General features: G+C 61.5%; 13 protein-coding genes. 4 read left to right on the forward strand and 9 right to left on the reverse strand.

What is annotated here, in order from left to right:
* Nucleotides 1-291: 291 nt before the first annotated feature.
* The 3 genes from DCO47_RS02730 to DCO47_RS02740 form a co-directional block, all read right to left on the reverse strand.
* Nucleotides 292-2,640, reverse strand: a complete 2,349-nt coding sequence (locus tag DCO47_RS02730; protein ID WP_116657392.1) for an FdhF/YdeP family oxidoreductase — start codon at nucleotides 2,638-2,640, stop codon at nucleotides 292-294.
* Nucleotides 2,637-3,476 (reverse strand): formate dehydrogenase accessory sulfurtransferase FdhD, encoded by an 840-nt coding sequence (gene fdhD, locus DCO47_RS02735; protein ID WP_042608593.1) that lies wholly within the window; start codon nucleotides 3,474-3,476, stop codon nucleotides 2,637-2,639. Before fdhD ends, DCO47_RS02730 begins: the two co-directional genes overlap by 4 nt.
* Before the next feature lie 92 nt (nucleotides 3,477-3,568).
* Entirely contained in the window at nucleotides 3,569-4,456 is an 888-nt protein-coding gene (locus DCO47_RS02740; RefSeq protein ID WP_064363390.1) for a LysR family transcriptional regulator, read from the reverse strand.
* A gap of 137 nt (nucleotides 4,457-4,593) precedes the next feature.
* Here DCO47_RS02740 and lysM point away from each other — a divergent pair, with 137 nt between their 5' ends.
* Nucleotides 4,594-5,034 carry a peptidoglycan-binding protein LysM gene (gene lysM / locus DCO47_RS02745; protein WP_042608595.1) on the forward strand — a complete coding sequence of 147 codons (441 nt, stop codon included), beginning with the start codon at nucleotides 4,594-4,596 and terminating at the stop codon, nucleotides 5,032-5,034.
* 97 nt (nucleotides 5,035-5,131) lie between these two features.
* On the opposite strand, the gene yrfG is transcribed toward lysM, so the two are convergent.
* Entirely contained in the window at nucleotides 5,132-5,794 is a 663-nt protein-coding gene (gene yrfG, locus DCO47_RS02750) for a GMP/IMP nucleotidase (RefSeq protein WP_064363389.1), read from the reverse strand.
* Nucleotides 5,795-5,882: 88 nt separating this feature from the next.
* Here yrfG and nudE point away from each other — a divergent pair, with 88 nt between their 5' ends.
* Both nudE and cysQ read left to right on the forward strand, forming a co-directional pair.
* Nucleotides 5,883-6,452, forward strand: coding sequence for an ADP compounds hydrolase NudE (nudE, locus tag DCO47_RS02755; protein WP_065615370.1), 570 nt, complete (start codon nucleotides 5,883-5,885; stop codon nucleotides 6,450-6,452).
* Nucleotides 6,453-6,459: 7 nt separating this feature from the next.
* The gene (gene cysQ / locus DCO47_RS02760; RefSeq protein WP_064363388.1) at nucleotides 6,460-7,287 is read left to right on the forward strand and encodes a 3'(2'),5'-bisphosphate nucleotidase CysQ; all 828 of its coding nucleotides are present in this window, start codon (nucleotides 6,460-6,462) and stop codon (nucleotides 7,285-7,287) included.
* A 203-nt stretch (nucleotides 7,288-7,490) separates the two neighbouring features.
* Here cysQ and DCO47_RS02765 read toward each other — a convergent pair whose 3' ends face one another.
* The 5 genes from DCO47_RS02765 to DCO47_RS02790 all read right to left on the reverse strand — a co-directional run bounded on the left by DCO47_RS02765 (nucleotide 7,491) and on the right by DCO47_RS02790 (nucleotide 12,468).
* Nucleotides 7,491-7,946: a YiiD C-terminal domain-containing protein gene (locus DCO47_RS02765; protein WP_064363387.1), complete on the reverse strand. Its 456-nt coding sequence runs from the start codon at nucleotides 7,944-7,946 to the stop codon at nucleotides 7,491-7,493.
* On the reverse strand, nucleotides 7,943-9,325 hold the full coding sequence (locus DCO47_RS02770; protein WP_042608600.1) for a sigma-54 dependent transcriptional regulator: 1,383 nt from the start codon (nucleotides 9,323-9,325) through the stop codon (nucleotides 7,943-7,945). The genes DCO47_RS02765 and DCO47_RS02770 overlap by 4 nt, the downstream gene beginning before the upstream one ends.
* Entirely contained in the window at nucleotides 9,322-11,130 is a 1,809-nt protein-coding gene (locus DCO47_RS02775) for an ATP-binding protein (protein WP_042608601.1), read from the reverse strand. Before DCO47_RS02775 ends, DCO47_RS02770 begins: the two co-directional genes overlap by 4 nt.
* Before the next feature lie 184 nt (nucleotides 11,131-11,314).
* A complete protein-coding gene (gene rfbC, locus DCO47_RS02785; protein ID WP_042608602.1) occupies nucleotides 11,315-11,860 on the reverse strand; it encodes a dTDP-4-dehydrorhamnose 3,5-epimerase in 546 nt (181 codons plus the stop codon).
* 83 nt (nucleotides 11,861-11,943) lie between these two features.
* The gene (locus DCO47_RS02790; RefSeq protein WP_042608733.1) at nucleotides 11,944-12,468 is read right to left on the reverse strand and encodes a DUF3916 domain-containing protein; all 525 of its coding nucleotides are present in this window, start codon (nucleotides 12,466-12,468) and stop codon (nucleotides 11,944-11,946) included.
* A gap of 212 nt (nucleotides 12,469-12,680) precedes the next feature.
* Between DCO47_RS02790 and DCO47_RS02795 the strand changes: the two genes are divergently transcribed.
* Nucleotides 12,681-15,593, forward strand: a complete 2,913-nt coding sequence (locus tag DCO47_RS02795) for an aminotransferase (protein WP_116657393.1) — start codon at nucleotides 12,681-12,683, stop codon at nucleotides 15,591-15,593.
* The last annotated feature ends 133 nt before the right edge of the window (nucleotides 15,594-15,726 follow it).

Consider the following 15,726-nt stretch of genomic DNA (forward strand, 5'->3'; position numbering starts at 1 on the left):
CAATCAAAATCCGACGAATAACACGACATGTATACAATATTGCAAGTTACTGTTTTTTCACCGGAACTTAACCGATTTTCGCCGGTCTTTAGCTACTTCGGACAGGCCGTTTTTATTCAAAAACGGCCTTTTTTGTGGGCGGTCGAAAAATGTTGAGTACCGAGACATTCGGTGAATCGGCTACCGCCATCGCGAGCAGGCTCACTCCTGCAGTGACCGCGTTTCTACAGACAGGACACGGTCAATTGTAGGAGTGAGCCTGCTCGCGATAGCAATCGTCCAGTCACCGCATCAAGCAGACTTGGCCATGATCAACCCAGTCTCACTCGCCGCTTCCAGCCGGATCGCGATGAACTTCGAGGTCGGCGTATGGCTGCCATCGCCAGTGCTTTCAAGCGGCACCAGCGGATTGACTTCCGGATAGTACGCCGCCGCCTGCCCGGCAGGAATGTCGAACGCCAACAATGTAAACCCTTTCACCCGGCGCTCGCGACCGTCGTCCCAGATCGACACGATGTCAGCCTTCTGCCCCGGACGGAAGCCCAGACGAATGATGTCGGCCTCGTTGGCGAACAGCACGTCACGTTGGCCCTTCACGCCGCGATAACGGTCATCAAGTCCATAAATCGTCGTGTTGTACTGATCGTGAGAGCGCATCGATTGCAAAATCAGATCCGGCACCTGGCCGGTCGCACGAGTGCGCTCGTGGACCAGATCTTTCGGCAACTGGTTGGCGCGGAAGTTGGCCCGGCCTGACGGCGTGTTCCACTTGCGTGCACCAGCGGAATTGCCCAGATAGAAGCCGCCCGGGTTTTTGATCTTCTCGTTGAAGTCTTTGAAGTTCGGGATGGTGTCGGCGATCAGTTCGCGGATGCGCCCGTAATCGGCCACCAGCCAGTTCCAGTCGACCGGTTGGCTGCCCAGAGTGGCGGCAGCGATGCCGGCGATGATCGACGGCTCCGAGCGCATCTGGTTCGACAGCGGCTGCAATTGGCCGTTGGAAGCGTGGACCATGCTGAACGAGTCCTCCACGGTCACTGCTTGCGCGCCTTCGGCCTGGATGTCGATATCGGTACGCCCCAGGCACGGCAGGATCAGCGCATCCTTGCCGTGAGCGAGGTGGCTGCGGTTGAGTTTGGTGCTGATCTGCACGGTCAGGTCGCAGTTGCGCAGTGCTTCAAAGGTACGCGAGCTGTCCGGGGTGGCCTGGGCAAAGTTGCCGCCCAACCCAATGAACACCTTGGCGCGACCTTCGGCCATCGCATGAATCGCCTCGACCACGTTGTGGCCGTTATGACGCGGCACCTTGAACTGGAAGCGACGTTCCAGCGAATCGAGGAACGCCACCGGCGGACGCTCGTTGATGCCCATGGTGCGGTCGCCCTGCACGTTGCTGTGACCGCGTACCGGGCACAGACCGGCGCCCGGCTTGCCGATGTTGCCGCGCAACAACATCAGGTTGGCGATCTCCTGAATGGTCGGCACCGAATGGCGGTGCTGGGTGATGCCCATGGCCCAGCACATGATCACGTTCTTGCCTCTGGCGTACATGCGCGCGGCTTGCTCGATCTCGACCAGCGTCAGGCCGGACTGCTCGACGATCTGCTCCCACGAGGTGTCGTCGACAGTGGCGAGATACTCCAGCACGTTGGCGCTGTGGGCATTGAGGAAATCATGGTCGAACACCGCCGGCTCGCCAGCCTTCTGCGCATCGCGCTCCCATTGCAGAAGGAACTTGGCCATGCCGCGCAGCACGGCCATGTCGCCGCCGAGTGCCGGGCGGAAGTAGGCGGTGTTGGTCGGCTTGTCGCCGTTGGTGAGCATTTCGATCGGGTGCTGTGGATGCTGGAAACGCTCCAGGCCCCGCTCCTTCAGCGGGTTGATGCACACCACCTGGGCACCGCGTTTCACCGCTTCACGCAACGGTTCGAGCATGCGCGGATGGTTGGTGCCGGGGTTCTGGCCCCAGACGAAAATCGCGTCGGCGTGTTCGAAGTCATCGAAGGTCACCGTGCCTTTGCCGACACCGACGCTCTGCGCCAGCGCCACGCCGCTGGCCTCGTGGCACATGTTCGAGCAGTCAGGAAAATTGTTGGTGCCGTAAGCCCGCACGAACAACTGATACAGATACGCCGCTTCGTTGCTGGCGCGGCCCGAGGTGTAGAACTCGGCCTGATCCGGGCTCGGCAGATTGCGCAGGTGCTTGCCGATCAGGGCGAAGGCATCCTCCCAACTGATCGGCTTGTAGCGATCGGACTCGGCGTCGTAAACCATCGGCTCGGTCAGACGGCCCTGATATTCCAGCCAGTAGTCGCTCTGCTCCAGCAGCGACGTGACGCTGTGCTTGGCGAAGAATTTCGCATCGACGCGGCGCTTGGTCGCTTCCCAGTTCACCGCTTTGGCGCCGTTCTCGCAGAACTTGACCATGCCGCTTTCCGGCGAATCACCCCAGGCACAACCCGGGCAGTCAAAGCCGCCGTTCTGGTTGGTCTTGAGCATCATGCGCAGGTTTTTCAAGGCGTTGTCGCTGGTCAACCATGCCTGGGCCACACTGATCAGGGCGCCCCAGCCGCCGGCGGCGCCTTTGTAAGGCTTGTAGCGCGGAACAGGTTTCTGGTCGGCTTGATGATGTTGGCTCACGCTTGATTCTCCATCGCGGGGCTGTACACCCGCGGCGCACTTTTCTGCGGCAGGTGGATGAGATTGAGGTTGTGGCGCCGGGCCCATTGCACGGCCAGGCCGGTGGGTGCCGACAGGCTGACCAGGGTCTGGATGCCGGCACGCAGGACTTTCTGGATCAGTTCGAGGCTGCAACGGCTGGTGACAATCGCCAGCCCACCCTCGGTTGAAATTTTCTGGCGAATCAGACCGCCGATCAGCTTGTCCAGCGCGTTGTGCCGGCCGATGTCCTCGCGGCCGAGCAGCAATTCACCGCTGGCATTCATGAACACCGCCGCATGCACCGCGCCGCAGTGCTGGCCCAGCGGCTGGAACGCGCCGATGCGCTGGCGCAAGCCGTCGAGCCATTCGATCGGTGGCAAGGCTGCGCCCGGCAACACTTTAAGATCGGGCAACGCCTGTTCCACCGCTTCGACGCCGCAGAGTCCGCAACCGCTGGTGCCGGCCAACTGCCGACGCTGCTGCTTGAGATTCCAGAACGCCCGGTTGGCGATGGTCACCTGCGCGTATTGCGCCGAGCCTGCACCCGTCAGTTGCAGATCATAGATATCGCTGGCGTCTTCGATGATGCCGCTGCCAAGACTGAAACCGACGATGAAATCTTCAAGGTCAGTCGGGGTGACCAGCATCACTGCCTGACTGATGCCGTTGTAGGCGATCGCCAACGCAACTTCCTCGGCCAGCGCGGTGCTGGCCGATGCCTCGAAGGATAAATCGCTGTAGCTGTAGGTCTGGCTGGCGGCAGGCGCGGGCGTTTCGATTGCTGGCGCCGCGCAGGCAGGACGCTTGGCGTTCATGGCATCACCGACGGTTTGATCTAGGTCAAGACTAGGCGCGGCAAGTTGTCGCGTCTAATCGCTATTACCGATCTACCGATAGATGCCGTCGATCAAGCGTCTTTTGGCGATTTTTGATACAGCGCGAAACACGCCTCAGCCAGCGCTGAGCGCGGCGCACCACGGCGCATGATCAGGCCCAGCGGAGCGAGGGTGTGGGCATTCTCGATGGGTTGCAGACGCAGATGATCGGCGAGGGTTTCCGCGCCGCCGTCGAGCGGCATGATCGCGCAACAAAAGCCGCCGTGTACCGCTTGCAGCAATTGATGCACGGCGTCGGTTTGCAGCAGCGGCTGCGGCGTCAGGCCCCGACTGTGGAAGTTGTGGTCGATGGACTGGCGAAAATGCATGCCGCTGGTGAGCATGCACAGCGGCAGCTCGATCAGCGATTCCCAGCTCAGGGGCGCTTCGCCGAAGCTGAACGAGCGCTCGTCGTAGAGCAGGCCCATGCGGGTCTCGTTGAAGGCCAGCGAATCGAAGCGCTCACTGTCCAGACGCTCCAGATAGGAAACGCCGATGTCGATGCGGTTGTTCGCCAAGTGTTCGAGCACCTGCTCGGAGCTTAGCGAGGACAGCTCGAAGCGCAGTTCCGGGTGCGCTGCGTGCAGACGCTGCATCAGCGGTAACGGATCGAAACTCGACAGCGGCACCACACCCAGGCGCAGCGTACCGATCAGATTGCCGCGACAGGCCGCCGCTTCCGCCTGCAAGCCGTCGTAGGCCGCCAGTACCGTGCGCGCCCAGGCCAGCACACGCTCGCCCGGCGCGGTGAAGCCTTCGAAGCGCTGGCCGCGGTTGACCAGTGGCAGATCAAGTTCTTCTTCAAGGCTGCGCAAACGCATCGACAGGGTCGGCTGGGTGATGTGGCAGCGCGCGGCGGCCTGGCCGAAATGGCGGGTTTCGTCGAGGGCGATGAGGAATTTCAGCTGCTTGATGTCCATCTTCGCTCCGGGCGGTTGGCGGGGTGTGGCGATTCTACCGCCTGCGGCGCGGCAGCGTCATTGGTCGGACTGGAACCGGGTTTGGCCGGGGTGGTCTAGGCTTGGACGACTGGAACCCAAATCAAGGAGTGTGTGCTATGAGTCTGTTGAGCTTTGTGAAAGAGGCCGGTGAGAAGCTGATTGATCTGTTGACCCCAGGCAATGCCAATGCGAGTGAGCAGTTGAAGGAACATATCAGCAAGGTCGGGTTGGGCAATCCCAACGTGCAGGCGACCGTGGATGGCGACAAGGTGACGGTGACCGGTGAAGTGGCGAGCCAGGAAGAAAAGGAAAAGGTTCTGCTTGCGCTAGGCAACATTGCGGGCGTAGGCAGCGTCGATGATCAGATCACCGTGACCGGCCCGGTTGTGGCGGCCGCCGAGCTTGTCGAGGTCAAGGCAGGTGACACGCTTAGTGCGATCTCACTGCGCGTCTATGGCAATGCCAACCAGTACCAGAAAATATTCGATGCCAATAAACCGATGCTCAAGGATGTGAACAAGATCTATCCGGGACAAAAACTGCGCATTCCAAAATAACGCAGTCATGTAGGAGCTGCCGAAGGCTGCGATCTTTTGACTTTGATTTTTAAAACCAGGATCAAAAGATCGCAGCCTTTGGCAGCTCCTACAGGGATCAGAGTCCGGTAATGAGCTCGCGATAATCCCCGACTGCGGCGAACTCCGCCGTGTCCTTCGGCCCTTTGCGGCTGTCCGGTTCTTTCACTGCGAGCAAATGCGCCACGCCAAAATCCCGTGCACTGCGCAGGATCGGCAAGGTGTCGTCGATAAACAGGCTGCGCGCCGGATCAAAACCGATGTCCGCCTGCAAGGCGTCCCAGAACTGTGGGTTCTCTTTGGGAAAACCATAGTCATGCGAGCTGATCAGCCGCTCGAAGTAGGGCGCCAGTTCGATCCGTTCCAGTTTCAACGACAGCGAATCGCGGTGCGCATTGGTGATCATGATCACCCGTTTGCCGGCACGCTTGATCGCGGCGAGAAAGGTGTCGGCATCCGCGCGCAGGGCAATCAAGTGCGCGGTTTCCTGTTTCAGTTCCCGCACCGACAGTTTCAGCTCCGCGCTCCAGAAATCCAGGCAGTACCACTGCAACTGGCCGGCGTGGCGTTCGAACAACGGCTGCAATTCCAGCTCTGCCATCGCCCGGCTGATGCCGTGCAGTTCGGCGTAGCGCTGGGGCAGGTGCTCGAGCCAGAAATGGTTGTCGAAGTGCAGATCCAGCAGCGTGCCGTCCATGTCGAGCAGAACGGTATCGATGTCGGACCACGGTAAAGAGGGCATGGCAACGTCTCGAACGGTGAAAGGATATCCGACGCAAACAATCGGGAAAGCCGCGTTATAGTAGCGCGTTCACGCCAAGGAGCTTTGCATGCGCCAGAAACCCACCGTACTTGCCCGCGAGATCGTCGCCACCAGTCGCCTGTTTCGCGTCGAAGAACTCAAGCTGCGATTTTCCAATGGCGTGGAGCGCACCTACGAGCGTCTGGTCGGCAAAGGCGCGGGGTATGGCGCGGTAATGATCGTCGCGATGCTCGACGCCGAACATGCGGTGCTGATCGAAGAGTATTGCGGCGGGACCGAGGAGTACGAACTGTCTCTGCCCAAAGGCCTGATCGAGCCGGGCGAAGATGTGCTGGCGGCGGCCGAGCGGGAGCTCAAGGAAGAGGCCGGTTATGGCGCGCGCCAACTGGAGCATCTGACCGAGCTGTCGCTGTCGCCCGGTTACATGAGTCAGAAGATTCAAGTCGTCCTCGCCACTGATCTTTACGAGGAACGGCTGGAAGGCGATGAGCCTGAGCCGATGCGCGTCGATAAGGTCAATCTGCGCGAACTGTCGGCGCTGGCGCTCAATCCGCAATTTACCGAAGGCCGCGCGTTGGCGGCGCTGTATTTGACCCGTGACCTGCTGACCCAGCGCGGGGTGTTCAGCCATGAGTGAGACGTTGATGAATTTTCCCCATCCGTTGATGGCACCGGTGGTCGAGCTGGCGTTACAGGCCGGCGAGGCGATTCTGCCGTTCTGGCGTGCCGGTGTTGAAGTCACGGCCAAGTCCGATGATTCGCCGGTGACGGCTGCTGACATGGCAGCACATCACCTGATCGTTGCCGGCCTGACGGCGCTTGATCCGAGCATTCCAGTACTGTCCGAAGAGGACGCCGATATCCCGCAGAACGTGCGCGCCGGCTGGCAGCGCTGGTGGCTGGTGGATCCGCTGGACGGAACCAAGGAGTTCATCAGCGGCAGCGAGGAGTTCACCGTCAACATCGCACTGATCGAAAACGGCCGAGTGGTGTTTGGCGTGGTGACGATGCCGACCAACGGTCGTTTTTACGTCGGCGGCGCCGAACTGGGTGCCTGGCGTGGCGACAAGGGCGCAACGCCGGTGCCGATTCAGGTGCGCGACGTGCCAGCCCCGGGCGAGGCGTTTACTGTGGTCGCCAGCCGCCGTCATTCAAGTCCTGAGCAAGAGCGTCTGCTGGCCGGGTTGAGCGCGAGTCTCGGTGAGCTGCAACTGACCAGTATCGGAAGTTCGTTGAAATTTTGTCTGTTGGCCGAAGGTGCTGCCGATTGCTATCCACGCCTGGCGCCCACGTCGCAGTGGGACACGGCGGCTGCTCAGGGCGTGCTGGAAGGGGCGGGGGGCGAGGTGCTGGATCTGAGCGGCGAGGCGTTCAGTTATCCGCCACGGGAATCGCTGTTGAATGAATTCTTTCTGGCGCTGCCGGCGAAGGCTGCGTGGCGCGAGAGATTGTTGGAGTTGGCTCGAGGTTAACTGCTGATCCGGAATTCCCCCTCACCCCAGCCCTCTCCCCCAGGAGAGGGCTGGGGTGAGGGGTCTGGCGCTATGCATGGACCTGGAGAATCGAGTCGATTGTGGATTCGGCGAAGCAGTTTCAGGTCGACTTGAATCTGCAGCATCCCCGTATCGGTTCCCTCTCCCTCGGGAGAGGGCTAGGGTGAGGGGGCTTTTGATCTTCAGCGGTGCAACACGTACTGCCCGGTAAATCTCACCGCCTCGGCCTGACTTCCCGCATTCAGGATCCGCGTATCCAGCGTCAACCGCGCCCGCCCATAACGCCGATACATCGCCAAAAACCGCTTCCACACCGCTGCATCCGGCGGCGGACATATGGCCACGGCGTCCCCGGTCACGGGCAGCGGATAACTGATCTGCCCTTCCTGGATGACGATGTGTCCGTCGGTAATCCCTTCTTCTTTCAGACGTAAATGCAACCAGCCCCAACCGGCCAGCACCGCGCCGCAGTAGAGGCTGCCGCCAAACAGGGTGCTCTTGTGATTGACGTTGGGCGCGAGGGGCAGGTGCAGGCTCAATTGCTGCTCTCGCCACTCAAGCACCTTGAGTCCCATCTCGACGGTCAGCGGAATGTCGTGATGCAGCACCGTTTCCAGGTATTCGCTTGCGCTGCTCATTCGCTCTCTTCCCCGTGGCTGCTGTCGCCGAAATTCAGGCCATGTTTGCGCAACTTGTCGTGCAGAGTCTTGCGCGGAATACCCAAGGCTTCGGCGAGGCTGCGTACCGAACTGTGCGAGCGCGCCAGTTCGGCGGCGATCAACGACTTCTCGAAATTTTCCACTTGCTCGCTGAGGCCGCCGTTGACCACTTCCACAGGCGCGGCGCCGCTGCCGTCAGCGCTGCTATCCAATGCCAGCTCCAGGCCCAGCGCAAAACGCTCGGCGGCATTTTGCAATTCGCGTACGTTGCCCGGCCAGGTGTGGCGCAGCAGCAATGCGCGTTGCGCCGGTTGCAGTTCGTGGGGCGGCAAACCGTGGCGAGCGCTGGCTTCGTCGGCGTAATGCTGGAACAGCACCAATGCGTCTTCACCACGTTCGCGCAGGGGCGGGATACGCAGCGGTGCGACGTTGAGGCGGTAATACAAGTCGGCGCGGAAGCGGCCCTGGTCCGCCGCCTGGCGCAGGTCTTCCTTGGTCGCGGCGATGACCCGGATGTCCAGCGGGATCAACTGATTGCCGCCCAGGCGTTCGACGACCCGCTCTTGCAGCATGCGCAGCAATTTCACTTGCACGTCCATGCTCATACTCTCGATTTCGTCGAGGAACAGCGTGCCGCCGTTGGCGAATTCGAATTTGCCGATGCGGCGTTTCTGCGCGCCGGTGAAGGCGCCGGGCTCGTGGCCGAACAACTCGCTTTCCACCACCGATTCGGCGAGTGCGCCGGCGTTGATCGCCACGAACGGGCCGTTGCGCCGGCTCGACAAGTCATGCAGCGCACGGGCAACGACCTCTTTGCCGGCGCCGGTTTCGCCGAGGATCAGCACGTCGGCCTTGGTCGCCGCCAGCGCGCCGATCTGCTCACGCAGGCGCAGCATCGGCGTCGAGTGACCAACCAGTCGCGCGCTCAGTTCGTTGCGGTCGCTCAAGGCCAGACGCAGGCTGCGGTTGTCCAGCACCAAGCGGCGCAAGGACAGCGCACGACGCACGCTGTCGAGCAGGGCATCGCTGGCAAAGGGTTTTTCCAGAAAGTCGTAAGCGCCGGCGCGCATCGCCTGCACCGCCAGCGGTACGTCGCCATGGCCGGTGATCAGCAGCACCGGCAACTCGGGATCCTGTGCATGCAATTCATTGAGCAGTTCGAGGCCGTCCATACCCGGCATGCGAATGTCGCTGACCACCACACCCGGCCAGTCACGCTCAAGCTGTGCGGCCAGGCCTTTGGCTTCGGACAGTGGCAGGATTTTCAGACCGGCCAGGTCCAGGGTCTGGCCGAGGGCCTGGCGCAGGTGCGGATCGTCGTCGATCAACACTACCTGGATGCGATTGTCGATGGTCATGCACTTCGATCCTCGGACGGTTGCAGGCTGACTCCGGGCGCACCGGCGCGCAGGCGCAGGGTGATCAGGGCGCCGCCTTGCTTGTGGTTGGCGAACGACAGCTCACCACCGAAGGCGCGCATCAGCGTTTCGCAAATGGCCAGCCCCAGACCCAGGCCTTGCGTGCGGGTCTTGGTGGTGTAGAAGGGCTCGCTGGCGCGGCCAAGGGCTTCCATGCAGAACCCGGGGCCGTTGTCGCGAATGTACAGATTGACGCCTTCGGCGGTGGCTTCGGCGCTCAGCCACAATTTGCGCGGCGGGCCTTTTTCGGTCAGCGCATCAAGCGCGTTGGCCAGCAGATTGCCGAGCACTTGGCGCAATCGGGTTTCGCCGGCCTCGACCCACAGCGTGGCGGCAGGCAGGTCGCGGATCAGCTCAACTTCCATACTGCGCCGACGTTTGGCCAGCAATGCCAGCGCATCGTCCAGCGCCGGTTGCAGCGCGACACTTTCCGGTGCGTGGCGATCGCGGCGGGCGAAGGCGCGCAGGTGGGCGATGATCGAGGCCATACGCCCGGTCAGTTCGCTGATCAGTTTGAGGTTGCCGCGCGCGTCGTCGGTGCGCTGATGGTCGAGCAGCACCTCGGCGTTCTCTGCATAACTGCGAATCGCCGCCAGTGGCTGATTGAGTTCGTGGCTGATGCTCGCCGACATGGTGCCCAGCGCCGACAGCTTGCCGGCCTGAACCAGATCGTCCTGGGCGCGCACCAGCTCCTGCTGCGCGTGCTCACGCTCGAGCACTTCCTGCTTCAGGCGTCGGTTGAGGCCTTCCAGATCGCTGGTCCGTTCGGCGACCCGGCCTTCCAGCTCGCGGCGGGCCTTGGCTTCGAAGGCGATGCGCTCCAGATAATGCCGACGCCGCTGCATCATCAAACCCACCAGCAGCATGACCACCAGCAGCGTGGCGCCGCCAATCGCGACTACGGTGCGCACCGGGCGATCGATCAATGTGCGCGGGGCGAGAATGCTCACGCTCCAGCCGGTTTCGGCAATGTCGTGGGTCTGCGTCAGCCACGCGTCGGGGCTGAGGTTCAGCGGTCTGGGTTCGCGGGTCGGGTAGGGCTGGATCGCGGTGATCGCGGCGCGCTCGGAATCGCTCAGTTCCCGGGTTGATCGGAAACGCCACTCCGGACGCGAGGTAAGGATGACCACGCCGTTGTGGTCGGTCACCAGCAATTGCTCAGGGGTTTTGCCCCACAGGCTTTCGGTGTGGTCGAGGTCGACCTTGATCACCAGCACGCCGATGATTTTCTCGCCGTTGCGCACGGCAGCGGCGAAGAAATAACCGCGTTTGGCCGAGGTGGTGCCGAGGCCGAAGAAGCGTCCGAGGCGTCCGGCCATGGCTTCGCTGAAATACGGGCGAAAGGCGAAGTTGCGGCCGACGAAGCTGTCACGTTTGTCCCAGTTCGACGCCGCCAGTGTCTGGCCGGACGTGTCCATCAGGTACATGACTTCGGCGCCGGTCTGCGCGGCGATGTTTTTCAGCAAACGATTGGCGTTGCCTTGGGTCACGCCGTCGTCCGGCGCACCGAGCACCGCACGCAGGGCGGGCAGGTCGCCGAGGATCTGCGGCAGCACTTCATAGCGATGCAGGGTGCCGAGCAGGTTGGCGACGTAGAGGTCGAGGGTCTGGCGATTCTGCCCGGCGAGTTCGCTGCGGTAATAGCGTTCGGCAAGGTGTTCCAGCGGCCACAGCAGCGGCGCCAGGCACAGGGCCAACAGCGCGAGGCTGCGCCAGCGGGGTCTGCGGGGGAGTGTTGGTTTCATGAGCCGGATACGCCTGTAGGGACAGGCGCATTATGCCTCTGCTCTGTACGAAAACTGCCTGCGCGTCGATCATGCTGCGTTAAAAACAGGCTCGGAATGCTCATTTAGGGGGCCTGGACTCCGCTCCTCGCCTGTTTTTGCCTTGCCTGATCACCGCTCGGCGAGTTTTTGTCCAGACCTTGCCTCAGGCGAAGACGTCAGCGTCCTTGAAAAGTGCGGCCGCCTGGTCCTTGGTCGACAGTTTAGGCGCTGCGTCCAGTTGCCAGTCGATGCCCAGGTCCGGGTCATCCCAGCGGATCGCGCGTTCGGCTGAGGGTGAGTAGTAATCAGTGGTCTTGTAAAGAAATTCGGCGTAATCGCTCAGCACCACAAAGCCATGGGCAAAACCCTCCGGTATCCACATCTGCCGGTGGTTGTCGGCAGACAGACGCACGGCCACCCATTTGCCGAAATCGGGCGAGCTGCGGCGGATGTCCACGGCAACATCGAGCACTTCACCGGCGGTCACCCGAACCAGTTTGCCCTGGGTTTGCTGCAGTTGGTAATGCAGGCCACGCAGTACGCCTTTTTGTGACCGCGAATGGTTGTCCTGCACAAATTGAACATCGAGGCCGGTTGCTTCCAGAAACGCCTTGGCGTTGAAACTCTCGTAGAAAAAACCGCGCTCGTCACCAAACACCTTCGGTTCGATGATCAGAACACCGGGCAGGTCGGTGGTGATTACATTCATGAGTATTTCCATAGATTCAAGGCGAACGGGCGACATTCTTGCGCAAAGCGCCGCGAGGCGCGAGTGCCGACTGCGTGGAGGTGTCAATCCACCTCGCCAAAATACCAGCGTTCCTCGTGGTAATACTGGCCATCCCAGCCCTCAACCTCGTAGCGCAAGCCTCGCTCTCCCATGCCCTGTGGCAAAACCAGCCCCCATTCCAGAGACAGGCTTCTGCCGGTTTCCACATATTCGCTGTCGGAGGCAGGTATATGACCGCGGTGATATTCCAGATCCGCATAGATACAGATTTCGCTGGAAAACATACCGGGAACACAAATGGCTGCGACCACCCTGCAGTCAAGCGCATGCTCCGGTCGGGCCAGGCGTAGATGCTGCGCCGCGTCGATCAGGTGCTGGGCGCATTGCCTTTTCAGGTCGGGTGTCGCCTGTTTTCCTTCGACCATCGACATGTGGATTGGAATTTTCCAGTTCCAGTACTTGTCCTCGAGCGTGAGATCCGCTGGAAAGTATCCCTCGAAATCAGCGGCCCAGGCCGCCAGAGCTCGTAAGCGGCGCGGAATGTTGCGGACTTTTTTATTCGAAAGGGCGAGGCGACGATGGGACATGACTTGGTCTTGCATCCGTGCTGTGAAATTCAGGGCGCAGGTTGCACAGAGCTGCGCGGAAACACAATCTGAAAGTCATGTAGGAAAATTTGACTGGAAGGCTTTCGCGACGGCAGGGCGGCCTTCTTCTGGTCGGTCTTCGTTATAAAGGGTTGCGTATCGCCGGGAGCAATGGCGATATAAGCGCCTAATAAAATGTCAGGGGTCGTTTCATGCCGCTCGCCACGTTGATTCATCGCGCCAGTTTGCCCGGTCCGCAGGTTTCAGAAGCGCAGGCGCTGCAATGGCTGGCCGAATATTACGGGCTTGGCGGCACCTTGCAGGCGCTGGGCAGCCAGCAGGATCTGAATTATCGCGTCGACAGTGCGCGTGGGCGCTTCGTGTTGAAAGTCTGTCGGGGTGACTACGCGCTTTCGGAGCTGCAGGCCCAGCACGCCGGGCTCAAGTATCTGGCCGAGCACTCGGCGATCAAGGTACCGCGCGTGATCGCTGCCAATAACGGTGAAGACCTGTTGTCGCTGCACGCCAATGGCGAAGCGGTGCATGTGCGGTTGCTGGAGTACATCGACGGGCAGCCGTTGACCGATTTCGATCATCTTGGTCAGGACGTGGTCGCCGGTTTTGGCCGACTCTGTGGCGAGATGGATCTGGCGCTGGCAGGCTTCGATCACCCCGGCCTCGAGCGCACCTTGCAGTGGGACGCGCGCCATGCCAACGCGTTGATCAGTCACCTGTTGCCGGTGATCAGCGACGAGCAGCAGCGCGCGGCGATAGGCGCTGCCGCCGAGCGGGCCGAGCGCCATTTGCGGCCGCTGGTGGACAAGTTGCCGGTGCAGGCGATTCACATGGATATCACCGATGACAATGTCGTCTGGCAGCGCGATGTTCAGCGCCATTGGCAGTTGCAAGGGGTGATCGATTTCGGTGATCTGGTGCGTACGTGGCGTATCACCGATCTCTCGGTGACCTGTGCGGCTTTGCTGCATCACGCCGATGGCGATCCGTTTGTCATCCTGCCGGCGGTCAAGGCGTATCACGCGGTCAATCCGTTGCACTACGAAGAGCTGCAAGCGCTGTGGCCGTTGATCGTCGCGCGAGCGGCGGTGCTGGTGCTCAGTGGCGAGCAGCAGGTGAGCGTCGATCCGGGCAATACCTACAGCCGCGACAACCTCAGTCATGAGTGGGAGATCTTCCGCGTCGCGACCTCGGTGCCACTGGCGCTGATGGAGGCGGCGATTCTGACGGCCGTGGGCCAGTCCCTGCCCGGTGTCGAAAACATTCAATTTGCGCCACTGCTGCCCGGCCTGGTCGGGCGCGAATTTGCCCTGATCGACTTGGGTGTGCTGAGCCCGCACTTCGAGGCCGGCAATTGGGAGCAGCAGGGCATTGATCAGCGTTTGCTGAAAGAGGCCGCAACGGTGCACGGGCTGGCGGCCACGCGTTATGGCCAGTACCGCTTGTCACGCACGCGGCCGGACAGCGCGACCGAACCGGATACGTTCCCGCTGCATGTCGAATTGCATGTGCCGCCTGGAACCGACGTGCAAGCACCGTTCGCGGGTGTTCTGAGTCATACGGCGGACGGTGCGCTGCGGCTTGACGGGCCGCAGTTCAGTGTTCGGCTATGGGGCGTGACGCCATTCCCTGACCCTGGCGCAGCACTGGACCAAGGCCAACGAATCGGTAAGGTCAGCGGGCCTTTGCTCGTGCAATTGTGCCGAGCAGCAGAGCTCGACGCGCCGCTGTTCTGCGCGCCCTCCCGTGCGCGGGCCTGGCAGGCGTTGTGCCCGTCACCGGCGACGTTGCTTGGCCTCGCCTGCGACGCCGAGCCAGAGCTGGACGCGCAAACCCTGCTCGCGCGTCGCGATGCCAGTTTCGCCCGTACGCAAAAACACTATTACGTCGACCCGCCACGCATCGAGCGCGGCTGGCGCAATCACCTGATCGACATGCACGGCCGATCGTATCTGGACATGCTCAACAACGTTGCAGTCCTGGGCCACGGCCACCCGCGCATGGCGGCGGTCGCGGCGCGGCAATGGTCGTTGCTCAATACCAACTCGCGGTTCAACTATGCGGCAGTCGCCGAGTTTTCCGAACGCTTGCTCAAGCTCGCACCGAAGGGCATGGATCGGGTGTTCCTGGTCAACAGCGGCAGCGAGGCCAATGACCTGGCGATTCGCCTGGCCTGGGCCTACAGCGGCGGGCGCGACATGATCAGTGTCCTCGAGGCCTATCATGGCTGGACGGTCGGCGCCGATGCGGTTTCAACGTCGATTGCCGACAACCCGAAAGCTCTGGAAAGCCGCCCGGACTGGGTGCACCCAGTGACGGCGCCTAACACCTATCGCGGCGAATTCCGTGGCCCCGATTCGGCGCCGGATTACGTGCGCAGCGTCGAACATCATCTGCGAAAACTTGCCGAGCAGAAGCGGCAACTGGCCGGTTTCATTTGCGAGCCGGTGTACGGCAATGCCGGCGGTATTTCGTTGCCGGCGGGTTATCTGCAAAAGGTCTATGCGCTGGTGCGTGCACAGGGCGGGGTGTGCATCGCTGACGAGGTGCAGGTCGGTTATGGGCGCATGGGCAAATTCTTTTGGGGCTTCGAAGATCAGGGCGTGGTGCCGGACATCATCACCATGGCCAAAGGCATGGGCAATGGTCAGCCTCTTGGCGCGGTGATCACTCGTCGAGAGATAGCCGAGGCGCTGGAGGCCGAGGGCTACTTCTTCTCCTCGGCGGGCGGCAGTCCGGTCAGTTGTCAGATCGGCATGGCAGTGCTGGACGTTATGGAAGAAGAAAAGCTCTGGGAAAACGCCCAAGTCGTCGGCGGCCACTTCAAGGCGCGACTGGAAGCGTTGATCGATAAACATCCGCTGGTTGGCGCGGTACACGGCTCAGGGTTCTATCTGGGACTCGAGCTGATCCGCAATCGGCAGACGCTGGAGCCGGCGACTGCAGAGACTGCGTTGCTGTGTGATCGCCTGCGTGAGCTGGGGATTTTCATGCAGCCGACCGGCGATGACTTGAACATCCTCAAGATCAAACCACCGATGGTGACGTCGCGCCAGAGCGTGGATTTCTTTGTCGATATGCTGGATCGGGTGCTTACCGAAGGCTTGTAAGCAAGGCACCATCCCATGTGGGAGCGAGCCTGCTCGCGAAAGCTGTGTATCAGTCGCCAGATGCGGTGACAGACACACCGCATTCGCGAGCAGGCTCGCTCCCACATTTGTATTCGGTCTAAAGTTCGATTTG

The organism is Pseudomonas sp. NDM, from assembly GCF_003105095.1.
GTDB lineage: Bacteria > Pseudomonadota > Gammaproteobacteria > Pseudomonadales > Pseudomonadaceae > Aquipseudomonas > Aquipseudomonas moraviensis_A.

Bases quoted from the DNA above. Each gene is read 5' to 3' on its own strand.
- cysQ (WP_064363388.1), top strand. From the start codon at position 6,460: ATGAATTTTCCCCATCCGTTGATGGCACCGGTGGTCGAGCTGGCGTTA.
- DCO47_RS02770 (WP_042608600.1), bottom strand. From the start codon at position 9,325: ATGACCATCGACAATCGCATCCAGGTAGTGTTGATCGACGACGATCCG.
- DCO47_RS02765 (WP_064363387.1), bottom strand. From the start codon at position 7,946: ATGAGCAGCGCAAGCGAATACCTGGAAACGGTGCTGCATCACGACATT.
- lysM (WP_042608595.1), top strand. From the start codon at position 4,594: ATGAGTCTGTTGAGCTTTGTGAAAGAGGCCGGTGAGAAGCTGATTGAT.
- DCO47_RS02740 (WP_064363390.1), bottom strand. From the start codon at position 4,456: ATGGACATCAAGCAGCTGAAATTCCTCATCGCCCTCGACGAAACCCGC.
- DCO47_RS02775 (WP_042608601.1), bottom strand. From the start codon at position 11,130: ATGAAACCAACACTCCCCCGCAGACCCCGCTGGCGCAGCCTCGCGCTG.
- yrfG (WP_064363389.1), bottom strand. From the start codon at position 5,794: ATGCCCTCTTTACCGTGGTCCGACATCGATACCGTTCTGCTCGACATG.
- fdhD (WP_042608593.1), bottom strand. From the start codon at position 3,476: ATGAACGCCAAGCGTCCTGCCTGCGCGGCGCCAGCAATCGAAACGCCC.
- nudE (WP_065615370.1), top strand. From the start codon at position 5,883: ATGCGCCAGAAACCCACCGTACTTGCCCGCGAGATCGTCGCCACCAGT.
- rfbC (WP_042608602.1), bottom strand. From the start codon at position 11,860: ATGAATGTAATCACCACCGACCTGCCCGGTGTTCTGATCATCGAACCG.
- DCO47_RS02790 (WP_042608733.1), bottom strand. From the start codon at position 12,468: ATGTCCCATCGTCGCCTCGCCCTTTCGAATAAAAAAGTCCGCAACATT.
- DCO47_RS02795 (WP_116657393.1), top strand. From the start codon at position 12,681: ATGCCGCTCGCCACGTTGATTCATCGCGCCAGTTTGCCCGGTCCGCAG.